This window comes from Enterobacter cloacae complex sp. P18RS (genome assembly GCF_014982105.1).
Taxonomy (GTDB): Bacteria; Pseudomonadota; Gammaproteobacteria; order Enterobacterales; family Enterobacteriaceae; genus Enterobacter; species Enterobacter hormaechei_C.
The window spans coordinates 169,691-181,572 of the sequence record NZ_JADCKV010000008.1 but is presented as its reverse complement, the minus strand read 5'-3'; the positions used below and the strand labels follow the sequence as shown (position 1 = coordinate 181,572).

Below are 11,882 nucleotides of genomic sequence, written 5' to 3'. Positions count from 1 at the left end.
CAGAGTAGCAAGGAACATAACGTGAACGGAATGACCACCAGAGCCGTATGTTCCCCCTCACCCCAGCCCTCTCCCTCAAGGGAGAGGGGGCCGTCTGTGCAGGCATTATTTTGTGGGGAGCCCTCAGCCCTGTGGGTGAGGGCTGAATCGTAGGCCGGGTAAGGCGTAGCCGCCACCCGGCATTCACTTACAGCGCCTGATGCTTCGTCTCGTGCGTCAGCAGCAGCGCAATCAGCGTCAGCGCTGCCATTGCCGCCAGATAGACACCCACATAGAACAGGCCATAGTTCGCCTGAAGCCATGTGGCGATATACGGAGCCACCGAGGCGCCCAGAATCGACGAAACGTTATAGGAGAACGACGCGCCGGTGTAACGCACTTCAGTCGGAAACAGCTCCGACAGCAGCGCGCCCATTGGGCCAAAAGTCAGCCCCATCAGGCTCAGGCCAATCAGCAGATACGCCATCACCAGCGCAGGGCTACCTGACCCCAGCAGCGGCGGGAAGACAAACAGCGCGAACAGAATAATCAGCGAGGTGATGACGATCATGCTTGAACGACGGCCAAATTTATCCGCCAGCAGGCCCGCGATGGGCACCATCACACCAAATCCGATGACCGCCATCATCAGCATCCACAGCACTTCGTTACGCGGCAGGCCCAGGCCGACCGGCGCGGCGGCGGTACTGAAGGTCATGGAGTAAACGGTCATGATGTAGAACAGCGTGTAGGTTGCCAGCATGATGAACGTGCCCAGCACGGTCACGCGGAGGTGTTTGGTCAGCAGCGTCCCCAGTGGAACTTTAACCTGCTTTTTCGCCGCGGCGACTTTAGCGAAGACCGGCGTCTCGTGCAGCGACACGCGAACGTACAGGCCAATCAGCACCAGCACGGCGGAGAAGACGAATGGAATACGCCAGCCCCAGTTCATGAACTGTTCATCAGTCAGCAGCCAGGAGAGGAGCAGGAAGGTGCCGTTAGCAAAGAAGAACCCAATCGGTGCGCCCAGCTGCGGGAAAGAGCCATACAGGGCTCGTTTGCGCGCCGGGGCGTTCTCGGTCGCCAGCAGTGCCGCGCCGCCCCATTCCCCGCCCAGCCCCAGACCCTGCCCAAAGCGCGCCAGCGCCAGCAGCACAGGCGCCAGAATGCCGATAGTTTCATAGGTCGGCAGCAGGCCGATGGCGACGGTGGAGATCCCCATCGTCAGCAGCGAGGCAACCAGCGTCACTTTACGGCCGACGCGATCGCCAAAATGCCCAAAGACCGCTGAACCAATCGGACGCGCAACGAAGGCGATAGCAAAGGTGGCTAAAGACTGTAGCGTGGCTGCCGTCGGGTCGCCCTGAGGGAAGAAAATATGCGGAAAGACAATGACCGCAGCGGTGGCGTAAATATAAAAGTCGAAGAACTCAATGGCGGTGCCAATCAGCGATGCGACGACGACTTTATTGCGCGAGTTGACCGGAACGTGTTCCGCCCCTTCGTTAAGTGTGGTGGCTGTTGCTTGCATAATATTTTCTTATTTTTGGACGAACGAAGGGCCATATTAGGCATAGCAAAAGCGACATTTCAATCTGTAACAAAGGCGTGGCGCGGTCATAAAAGCAACAAAAAGCGGATAATTTTCAGACCAGCGAAAACACTTCTATGAAATGCTTCACACTTTTTAAATATCAGTCATTAAAACTGGTTTTGCGTTAAATAAAAGTTACGGCCTGGATTTATATGCTGAAATGGCGAATCGGGCTGAAATATCAGCCCGACATGATATCAGCGGTGGGTTTTACCCGGCATGCGCGGGTCATCTTTATACTCTGCCGTGGCGATCCACGCGGCGCAGAACAGCGTCAGGCGAGCGAAGAAATAGAAGAAAGCCATCAGCCCCAGCACCGAACCAAAGGCCGCGCCGGAGGGAGACTTCACCAGGGACGGCAGCGTATAGGTCATCACAATCTTGATCACCTCAAAACCAATGGCGGCAATCAATGTCCCGCGCATCAGCGCCTTCTTGCGCGGACGATGGCGGGGCAAACGCCAGAAGATCCAGAAGAACAGAAGGTAGTTAGCAAAGATAGAAATGGCCAGCCCAATGCCGCGCCAGGCCGGTTTCAGCCATTCAATGTAATCCAGGTACAGCGCGGAGATAATCATCTGCTGCGCGGAACCGGCGACCGAGGTGATGGAGAGCGTAATGACCAGCGCCACCAGCAGCCCAATCAGAGAAATAAAGTCGCGCAAATACTTCACCCATATCTTCTCCTGATCCTGCGGTCTACGCTCCCAGACGTCACGCGACTGGGCGCGAATAGCCTCTCGCAGGTTGCCCATCCAGTTCACCCCGGAATAGAGCGCAATCAGCAACCCGACGATACCCACGGTGGTACGCTGCTGCACGGCGGTGTTGATGGTGCTTTTGAGCGTTGCGGCGAGCGTCTGGTCGCTGACGTTGGTCAGAATCTTATTGAAAATGTCCTGCAACAGCGTCGGGTGAGACGCCAGCACAAAACCGGCGGCGGCAAATGACACCATCAGGATGGGGATCATCGACAGGAACGAGAAATAGGTAATCGCCGCGCCAAACTGATTTCCCATGCGGTCGTTAAAGCGCTCAGCGGCGCGTATCAGGTGAGCAATCGCGGGTATCTGCTGAATTTTTTCGGCTATGCCGGTCACGGTGCCCAGCGCTTTGCTGGCCGTTCCAGGCTCTTTCGGCGCTTCAGGCTCGTTATCCATCTTTTTGATGGGTTCATAATCTAAATGTTGAGTCGGTCGTTGCGGGTTATTTTCCGGCGTCACGCGCATTTTCCTTTTCGTTGAGCTGGATGTTACTGAATTATAGCTTGTGACTAGTCGACGTAACCTTTTGTGAGTTCGGTAAGCCACTCCATAAACACATGCACCCGGCGGGAGAGGTTACGGCGGTGGGGATAAATGAGGGAGACGGGCATCGGTTCAGCCCGGTATTGCGGCAGGATCTCAACGAGTTTTTTCGTGCGCAGGGCATCACGCACCCCGACGCGCGGAACCTGAATAATGCCAAGCCCGGCGATACAGGCGGCCTGGTAGGTTTCAGTGCTGTTAACCGTCAATACGCCTCCCGTTTTTACCCACTGGGTCGCGCTGCCGTTGTAATACTCAAAACCCTGCGGACGCGTGCCCAGCGTGGCGGAGTAGTGGATGAGGGCATGCGAAGCCAAATCGTCCAGCGTCTCAGGGTAGCCGAATCGCGTCAGATAATCCGGGCTGGCGCAGTTAATCACCGAGAGTTTCCCAAGCGGGCGGGCGATAAGCCCGGAGTCCTTTAAGTTTCCCACGCGAACCACGCAGTCAAATCCTTCGCGGATGACATCGACCAGACGATCGCTGCTACTCAGCTCCAGCTCAATGCCGGGAAACTGTTGTAAAAATGCAGGCAGTTTCGGAATGACTACATTTCGCGCAATGGCAACGGGCATATCCACACGTAGCCGACCGCTGATGGTTGAAGGGTCGTGCAGGAACATGCCGTCCAGTTCGTCCAGATTCATCAGCAGATCTTTAGCGCGCTCGTAATAAACCATGCCGTCCTGCGTCAGGCTGACGCGGCGGGTAGTGCGGTGCAGCAGCTGCGTGCCCAGTGCGTTTTCCAGTGCCTGGATCTGTCGCGATACGCTCCCCTTCGGCAGGCTTAGCGTCTCCGCCGCGCGGGAAAAACTTTCCAGTTCCGCGACCCGAAGGAAAAGCTGCATTGCGTGTATTTTATCCATAGATGTTGGTCATTGTTGTTATGAATGAAACAGTGAAGCGCTGACGGCACTATTTATTGATTTTCTACCATCTAATAAGCTCTTTCTCAATCTTCATCACAGCCGAAACGAGGTGAATTATGAGTGAACGTATTGCTTTAGTGACGGGCGGTAGCCGCGGCCTGGGGAAAAATGCCGTTTTGAAGCTGGCCGCGGAAGGGACAGGCATCATCCTGACCTGGAACAACAGCCAGCAGGAGGCGCAGGAAGTTGTGCGCGAAATCGAGGGAACAGGTGGAAAAGCGGCAGCATTGCAGCTTAACGTCGGCGATACGGTAAGCTTTTCGCGCTTTGCTCAGCAGGTGAAGGATACCCTCAAACACATCTGGCAACGTGACACCTTTGACTATTTAGTGAACAACGCAGGTACAGGGTTATACGCACCCTATACCGAGACGACGGAAGCGCAATTTGATGATGCGCTGAACATTCACTTCAAAGGGCCGTTTTTCCTCACGCAACAGCTGCTGCCGCTCATAAAAGACGGAGGGCGGATCCTGAACGTCTCCAGCGGACTGGCCCGTTTTACTCAGCCCGGTTCAGGCACCTACGCGGCAATGAAAGGGGCGATGGAAGTGCTGACCCGCTATCAGGCAAAAGAGCTTGGCGCGCGCGGAATTTCCGTCAATATCATCGCGCCCGGCGCGATTGAAACCGACTTTGGGGGCGGACGCGTGCGGGATAATGCGGAGCTTAACCAGCTGCTGGCCTCGCAGACAGCGCTGGGACGCGTGGGCCTGCCCGATGATATTGGTGACGCCATTGCGGCGTGGCTCAGTGACAAACTGGGCTGGATGAATGCGCAACGTATTGAAGTTTCAGGCGGTATGTTCCTGTAATGTTCAGTCTTAAGGGGGAGGGAACCCTCTTAAGGAAATCCTTAAAACAGGTATGTCTAAATGCTGGAAGATATAAAGAGAGCTGGGTGATTTGTAACCTCTCCATTCATTGAGTTTTTTCTTAAAAAATGCCTCTGTAGAATCCCCCTTCGCTATTCTCAGAGGAGTAAAACGATGCGAGTAATCATGTTTGACAGGCAGTCATTATTTATTCATGGAGCGATGTACAGTTTGCAGAAGTTAATTCCGAAAATAGAGATGACAGGGGCTCGTCAGACTGATGAATTATGGGCGCAATTATCCGCGTCACCCTCCGCTATCGTCATGATAGATGGGTATTTAATTCGTGATAATGGTGTGGCTTTACTGGAAGAGATTATGGATCGTTTTCCAGCGTCGCGCGTGGTGTTGGTGTTAACGAAAAAAGAGCGACGTTGGGTTGAGCAAATGTTTCAGCGCAACGTGGTGGCGATAATTCCCCGCAATGCGAATCCCGAACGCTTTTCCGCAGTGCTGGATTCCGTATCGCGTGGAATGGTCTGTTTTCCCGGCGAGTGGCTGAAGCAGCACTCCTCTCAGGATGAACTGGCAGTGTTAAGCGAGCGCCAGCGTGAGGTATTGAAGTTACTGGCGGCCGGAGAGTCCAATAAAGAGATTGGTCGTAATCTCAACATCAGTGCGGCAACGGTAAAAGCCCATCTTGAGACGCTTTTCCGGCGTCTTGATGTCAAAAACCGGACGCAGGCCGCGATGTACTACACCCGGGCGACGGCCTGAAGGATCTTCTCAGGCAGAGGGGACTCTTCCCCAAAACTGAAGAGGGTTAATATCAGGGCGTCATGCTGCTGTTGGGTTAATGGGCGTTTGTTCATTTCCCGCAGTAGCGCCTCACATAATTGAATATCATTAAAAAGCAAATTCTCCGCCTCAATCGGCGTGATGAGACTGTTAAATTTTTCCCACTGGCGAATCACGTGACCATAACCAATAACCCATATACCCTTTTCGTCACGGTATTTCTCCAGGGAAAGACCCTGTTGTTTTTTAATTAATGCGATTGCAGCAGAAGATATCTGCATTGCATAACCCGTCATAAGCGTTTCCTCTTAGTGGCGCGACTATAGAGGAAACGCCTCCGGGGAAATATCCGCCAAATGGCTGTTGATCAGGTTTAACTGAACGGAAATTCCTTTTTCAGTAAACCGAATAGCCAGTCGTTATGCCATTGCCCTGAAAGGAAATAACTCTCACGCAACTCACCTTCCAGTTGAAAACCTGTTTTTTCCAGCAGTCGCCTTGAGGCGATATTTCCCGCCGTCACGGTGGCGGTGAGCCGACGGATATTACCCTGAGTCAGCGCGAAATCACACACAGCCCGCAGAGATTCAAAGCCGTAACCTTTCCCCTGCGCAGAGGGCGCAAAGAGAAAACCGACTTCAGCACAATCTGCTTCCCGGTGCACATAGCCGGTTACGCCCAGCGGCGTCTGGCTGGCCGTCTCACGCACCACAAGGCAGAGCCAGTGCGAGCTGCCCGGCATCCACGGCAACAGACGAGACTCAAAGGCTTCCCGAATGTCCGCCTCGCTACGCGCAGGGGCGACAAAACGCATCACCTCAGGATTTTGCTGTAGCGACAGAAAAAAGGGCCAGTCTTGCTCTTGCAGCGGCGAGCAGGTGAGACGCGCGGTGGTTAAGGCGGGCATGACGATCCTCCGGAGGCATTGCAAATGATTATAAGGTTGTCACTTTATTTCAACAGAAAGTCAGGTATGTTTAACCTCATATAAATAAAAAGAAAAACGACTTTTAATGCCGCTTTAGCGGTACTCATTGTCTCTCAAGGAAAACAATGATGATTAGCTCATCGCATCATACCCGCGAACAGTTTGAACACTGTCTGGCAGCGATCCGTCAGGCGTCTGTTGAAATTTTACTTCTGTTGAATGTACATGTTTCTGAAGGAAAAGATCCACGCTGGTTTCTGGAGCAACTGGATAGCGCCCGCCTGGGGCTGGGCGGGTGGGGCGCCGTAGCCAGGAAGCTGAATCTGAATGATGCGGAAATGACGGCCTTTACGCTGCAATTACGCTTGCTTCAGCAGCGTGTTCCCCAGTATGAAAGCGGGCAGGATGTCAGCGAAAATCAGCTGATTGCGGCGATGCGCTTCGTCACCTCCCTTGAATATCTGCGTCTGCAACAGCCCCTCCTGACCTACGAAACCGGGAGGGTGCCAGAGAAGGAGAGCCAGCTTCAGGCGCAGAAACAGGTGCGTGCCATTGAGCTGATGATTAAAGGGCTGATACAGCAGGCGTGGCCCGATCCGGTGCGGCTGAATAATCATCTTAAGACCTTGTTTAACGCTGAACGCGTGCGTCGCTGGCTGAAAAACGGTGAGATTAATGATGTTCTGAGCGGCATGTTGTTCAGCGAACTGGCCCAGCTGCTGGTGGATAAAAAAGAATTTAGCCGCTACTACGCGCCGCTGTTTAACGCTCCGGACATGCTGACGCTGCTGGTAGAGCCCCGCAAAACCCTGCAAACCTTCCTCGAAGATATTCGACAAATCCGCAACAGCATCACCGTGCAGCAGCCGTTAAGCGGGGCGCAAATCCAGCTGCTCGACTGCTATTACACGCAGATCACCCGCTCCGTTCAGCGCGCGTTTGAGGAAGGGCGGACACGCGTTAACCCGGCGGCGCTGATGGCGGTGGACGAAAGCGAGCTGCACGCGTTCTGGGAAAAGGCGCAAAAAATGGACCGCACCACAGGCGGCGATCTTTTTGAAGTGCGCGACAGTATAGAAAAACCGACTCAGCGCGCCGCGCGTACGCCAGAGCAGCGCGAACAGCTGATTTCCGGCGTGCTGTGGGGAGCGGTTGGCGTGATGGTTATCGCGATTGTCGTGGGGGGATTCTGGCTGGTGACCAGCAGTAAACCGCAGCCGGCTGTGGCCAGTACGGCATCTCCCGCGCAGGTGCAGGAGATGCGCGAAACGCCTTCCTCACGCGAGACGTTAACCCGCATGGGTGTTACCTGGGATGAGAATAATTTCCGCTCGGCCATCAATCGCAATGACACCCGCGTGGCGCTCCTGTTTTTGCAGGGCGGGATGGACTGGAAAATGTCATGGACGGAGGAGGCGTTGTCGGCAGGCTACGACGATGTACTCGAAGTAATGTTGCGCTACCGCCTGCAAATGACAGAGCAAAAGCCCTGCCGACGCTTTATTAATACGCTTAGCCATGCGATGGCGAACGGCGAATCGCTGACGCCTATGCGTAAGCAGTACCTGGAAGCATTCTGTACCGTTCCCGCGGTGGTGAAACGCCAGCAGCACGACGCCGATATGGCAACGCGCCGCGCGAAGACGCAGCCCGATGCCAGCACAAAAAAATGGCAGTCCATCCAGACTGCCATTTATGAGGTGATCCGCTGATTATTTTCCCCCCTCACCCTGCCCCTCAGGGGAGAGGGGCAGGGTGAGGGGTGAGGCTCAGGGCTCCCCATACAGCCCAATCAACCGCCGCACCACGCCATTCGTCCAGCCGAAGCCATCCTGCAACGGATACTCACCCCCGCCACCTTCGCGTGGCGTGCTGCTGGCGATGTGGTACTTCTCAATCAGCTTATGATGGGTTTTGTAGTAATGGTTCACCGTGTGCAGCCAGCTCCAGGCGATCTCATCTCCCAGCGAGTCGTTGCCGTACTGCTTGAACCCCTGGATCGCCATCCACTGGAGCGGCGCCCAGCCGTTCGGCTTATCCCACTGCTCCCCGGTTTCATATTCGGTGGCGAGAATACCGCCCGGCGTGAGCAGACGGGCTTTAACGGCATCGGACAGCCGTTCAGCCTGCTCATGCGTCGCCATGCCCACATACAGCGGCACAATGCTGGCCGCAGAGAACAGCGCCAGGGCTTCACGCCGCCAGTCGTAATCACGATAACAGCCGTTCTCTTCGTCCCACAGATAGCGGTTCACCGCCGCGCGCCGGTCGCTGGCTTTCTGGCGGAACAGATCAGCCGTCTCTTTATCCCCTTTCGACGCGGAGATATTGGCGATAGCGCTCTCCAGTTTGAACAGGAATGCGTTCAAATCAATGGGGATAAATTGTGTCGTGCGGATGCTGGCCAGCCGCGCAGGATCGCGCAGCCAGCGGGATGAGTAATCCCATCCTGAGGCTGCGCCGGCGCGCAGGTCGCGATACACCTCGTTCGGCGGACGACCGGAATGACGGGCGGTTTCCACGTCCTCAATCCACGATTCATCTCGCGGCGTGTCGCGATCGTCCCAGTAGCGGTTGAGCAATGAGCCATCCGGCATGCGAACCGCACTGCGATAGGCCTGATTGAGCAGCAGCGATTCCGCCCCGTCCATCCAGAAGGCGTACTCCATCTTAAGATGCTCAAGATAGCGCTTCGCCCCGCGCACGCCGTCCTCTTCAAACAGCTCCACCATCAGGGCAAAAACGGGCGGCTGGGAGCGGCTGAGATAGTAGGTACGGTTGCCGTTCGGGATATGGCCGTAGCGCTCTATCAGCCAGGCGAAGTTATCGGCCATACATTTCAGCAGATCGTTACGACCGCTTTCAGCAAGCCCCAGCATGGAGAAGTAAGAGTCCCAGTAGTAGGTCTCACTGAATCGCCCGCCGGGCACAATATAGGCCTGCGGCAGCGCCAGCAGCGACGACCACGGGATGTGATCCTGCGGCTCACGCGTCAGCACCGGCCACAGATTATCAATATGTTCTTTCAGGGACAGGCCGGGGTCAGAGACGTACTCTTTGCTGTAGTCCTCCGGCAGCCAGAAGTGATTCTCCACAAAGCGCGCCAGGTCAAAATCACGGTGACGACGCACCTTGCGATAGCGGATCAAAATATCCAGCGGATCCATCTTCGGCGCGCAGTCGGGAAAGGTTTTGCTGTCCGCAAACAGCCGCGACGACTGGACGTGTTCAAACAGTTCAAGGTAGCGGTCTGCGGGCGTAAGGGCATCGGACGCCGGCAGTCCTTCAATCATTTCCGGTTCCGGCTCTGCCTCGATCATCTCATCCAGTTTTAACTCACAGGGATCGGTTTCGTAGCGCAGCTCTTCTGCAATCTCGAACTCGATATCCTCGGCAGTCTGTAGTTTCTGGTTGAACATGGTGTTCAGGACCTCCGGTTTTTGTCGTAACCAATACGGGTTTTTCCCGGCTATCTTTAAAGCGTAGACATTCGCTTCGGTTAATGCGGTGCGAAGTGTGCGGTAGATCACGCTTTCAAAATGGATTTAAACACGCTGAAAATCAGATATCCCTTTGATTATGAAATTATTAAATCAGAATCTTTGGAAACAGAGCAGGAATAAAATTCAGAGCATTCGGTATTCTGCATATACGCAGGGATTAATGCGCCTGACGCGCATTGCCCTGAAGGCTGTTGGCGGTTTGATTGGCTTTCTGGCTGGCGCCTTCGCTTTTATCCATCGCTTTGCTGGCCGCTTTTTCCGCATGGGCGGCGCTGTACGCAGCCAGATGGGAAATCACGATGGCGTAAATGCTCATTAACGACACCCACAGAATGCTGTTTTTCCACCACAGCAGGGTAGGAATAGTCAGTATCGCCCAAACCAGCGCGAGAACAAGGTGCATTTTGGCCATCAGTTTTGCGGTGATCTTTACGTGCATTTTCATATCTCTAATCTTTTTCCGTAGTAACAGGCGAACGCGTAGCGCTTTCTAAGATTAGTTAATTCCACCGCGGGTACCGGGTTATTTTGTTACCGTTTGTACACCCGTTGGGTTTACCTGCCCAGGGCATAAAAAAACCGGCCAGCTGGCCGGTTTTGTTGCGGATCAGACGGATCAGCGCATAGTCACAAACTCTTCCGCCGCAGTCGGGTGGATCGCCACGGTGTTATCGAAGTCTTTCTTCGTTGCGCCCATCTTCAGCGCCACCGCGAAGCCTTGCAGGATCTCGTCCATGCCGAAACCAATGCCGTGGATGCCGACGATCTTCTCCTCCGGGCCCACGCAGACCAGCTTCATGCGGCATGGCTGACGGTGCGAGGTGACCGCGGTATACATCGCGGTAAACGCCGATTTATACACTTTCACCTGGTCATCGCCGTACTGCTCACGCGCCTGCGGCTCGGTTAAGCCGACGGTACCGATTGGCGGGTGGCTGAAGACCACGGTCGGGATGTTGCTGTAGTCCAGATGTTCGTCCGGCTTGTTATTAAACAGACGCTCGGAAAGACGACGCCCCGCCGCCACGGCAACCGGCGTCAGCTCTACGGCGCCGGTGTTATCACCGACGGCATAAATGCCCGGTACGCTGGTGTTCTGGAATTTATCAACGACAATGTAGCCTTTTTCATTGGTTTTCACCCCGGTTGCGGCCAGGTTGAAGTTGTCGGTGGCCGGTTCACGACCAATCGCCCAGATCAGGCAATCAACGGTCTGGCTGCGGCCATCTTCCAGCTCCAGAGTCAGGCTACCGTCCGCATTTTTCACCACCGCTTTTGGCACGGCGTTGGTGTGCAGGGTTGGGCCTTCGGCGTTCATCACCTCGACCAGCGTGTCGACGATCAGCGGGTCAAAGCTGCGTAGCGGCGCGTGTTTACGCACGAACAGGTGCGCTTCCGCTCCCAGGCCGTTAATCACGCCGGCCAGCTCAACCGCGATGTAACCTGCGCCCACAATGGCAACGCGTTCTGGCAGAGCAGGCAGCTCGAAGAAACCGTCGGAGTCGATACCGTATTCCGCGCCCGGAATGTTCGGGTGGCTCGGACGGCCGCCGGTGGCGATCAGGATGTGATCGGCGGTGATCGTCTCGCCGTTCACTTCGATCGTCTTCGCATCCACGAAACGGGCGAAGCCGCGGATCACGTCGACGTTATTCTTGCCCAGCACGTTATCGTACGAGGTGTGAATACGGTCGATGTAGGCGGTACGGCTGGCGATCAGTTTATCCCAGTCGAAGTGGTTGATGGTGGTATCAAAGCCGTAGTCCGGACCATACATATGGATAGCTTCACGGATTTGCGCGGCATGCCACATCACTTTCTTCGGTACACAACCCACGTTCACGCAGGTGCCGCCGAGTTCTTTGGCTTCAATCAGCGCACACTTCTGGCCGTACATGGCCGCACGGTTGATGGAGGCGATGCCGCCGCTGCCGCCGCCGATTGCGATGTAGTCATAATGCTTAGTCATAGCGTTGTCCTTAATCGTGAATTGCCGCGATTGTATACCTGAAATCAATAGTTTCCACCG

11 protein-coding genes are annotated in these 11,882 nt (G+C 55.1%); 3 read left to right on the top strand and 8 right to left on the bottom strand.

Features of this window, described 5'->3' with window-relative positions:
- Window positions 1-187: 187 nt before the first annotated feature.
- The 3 genes from INF61_RS06455 to INF61_RS06445 all read right to left on the bottom strand — a co-directional run bounded on the left by INF61_RS06455 (window position 188) and on the right by INF61_RS06445 (window position 3,746).
- Window positions 188-1,510, bottom strand: coding sequence for an MFS transporter (locus INF61_RS06455; protein ID WP_193547626.1), 1,323 nt, complete (start codon window positions 1,508-1,510; stop codon window positions 188-190).
- A 260-nt stretch (window positions 1,511-1,770) separates the two neighbouring features.
- Window positions 1,771-2,796 carry an inner membrane protein YhjD gene (gene yhjD, locus INF61_RS06450; protein ID WP_023295574.1) on the bottom strand — a complete coding sequence of 342 codons (1,026 nt, stop codon included), beginning with the start codon at window positions 2,794-2,796 and terminating at the stop codon, window positions 1,771-1,773.
- Window positions 2,797-2,846: 50 nt separating this feature from the next.
- Window positions 2,847-3,746, bottom strand: coding sequence for a LysR family transcriptional regulator (locus INF61_RS06445; RefSeq protein ID WP_017384184.1), 900 nt, complete (start codon window positions 3,744-3,746; stop codon window positions 2,847-2,849).
- A 119-nt stretch (window positions 3,747-3,865) separates the two neighbouring features.
- Between INF61_RS06445 and INF61_RS06440 the strand changes: the two genes are divergently transcribed.
- Both INF61_RS06440 and INF61_RS06435 read left to right on the top strand, forming a co-directional pair.
- Complete coding sequence (locus tag INF61_RS06440) at window positions 3,866-4,624, top strand: SDR family oxidoreductase (protein ID WP_193547625.1); 759 nt, start codon at window positions 3,866-3,868, stop codon at window positions 4,622-4,624.
- A 174-nt stretch (window positions 4,625-4,798) separates the two neighbouring features.
- Window positions 4,799-5,401 carry a response regulator transcription factor gene (locus tag INF61_RS06435; RefSeq protein WP_017384182.1) on the top strand — a complete coding sequence of 201 codons (603 nt, stop codon included), beginning with the start codon at window positions 4,799-4,801 and terminating at the stop codon, window positions 5,399-5,401.
- Here the strand turns inward: INF61_RS06435 and INF61_RS06430 are convergent.
- Window positions 5,380-5,718: a lysozyme gene (locus INF61_RS06430; RefSeq protein WP_015571514.1), complete on the bottom strand. Its 339-nt coding sequence runs from the start codon at window positions 5,716-5,718 to the stop codon at window positions 5,380-5,382. The genes INF61_RS06435 and INF61_RS06430 overlap by 22 nt on opposite strands.
- A 77-nt stretch (window positions 5,719-5,795) precedes the next feature.
- The gene (locus INF61_RS06425; protein ID WP_040118206.1) at window positions 5,796-6,329 is read right to left on the bottom strand and encodes a GNAT family N-acetyltransferase; all 534 of its coding nucleotides are present in this window, start codon (window positions 6,327-6,329) and stop codon (window positions 5,796-5,798) included.
- Between the two features lie 146 nt (window positions 6,330-6,475).
- Between INF61_RS06425 and INF61_RS06420 the strand changes: the two genes are divergently transcribed.
- On the top strand, window positions 6,476-8,062 hold the full coding sequence (locus INF61_RS06420; RefSeq protein WP_023304591.1) for an STY4199 family HEPN domain-containing protein: 1,587 nt from the start codon (window positions 6,476-6,478) through the stop codon (window positions 8,060-8,062).
- A gap of 57 nt (window positions 8,063-8,119) precedes the next feature.
- Here the strand turns inward: INF61_RS06420 and INF61_RS06415 are convergent, their stop codons facing one another.
- The 3 genes from INF61_RS06415 to gorA all read right to left on the bottom strand — a co-directional run bounded on the left by INF61_RS06415 (window position 8,120) and on the right by gorA (window position 11,822).
- Window positions 8,120-9,769, bottom strand: a complete 1,650-nt coding sequence (locus tag INF61_RS06415) for an alpha,alpha-trehalase (RefSeq protein ID WP_015571511.1) — start codon at window positions 9,767-9,769, stop codon at window positions 8,120-8,122.
- Window positions 9,770-10,010: 241 nt separating this feature from the next.
- A complete protein-coding gene (locus tag INF61_RS06410) occupies window positions 10,011-10,298 on the bottom strand; it encodes a hypothetical protein (RefSeq protein ID WP_003861213.1) in 288 nt (95 codons plus the stop codon).
- A gap of 171 nt (window positions 10,299-10,469) precedes the next feature.
- On the bottom strand, window positions 10,470-11,822 hold the full coding sequence (gorA, locus tag INF61_RS06405) for a glutathione-disulfide reductase (protein ID WP_017384179.1): 1,353 nt from the start codon (window positions 11,820-11,822) through the stop codon (window positions 10,470-10,472).
- Window positions 11,823-11,882 lie beyond the last annotated feature (60 nt).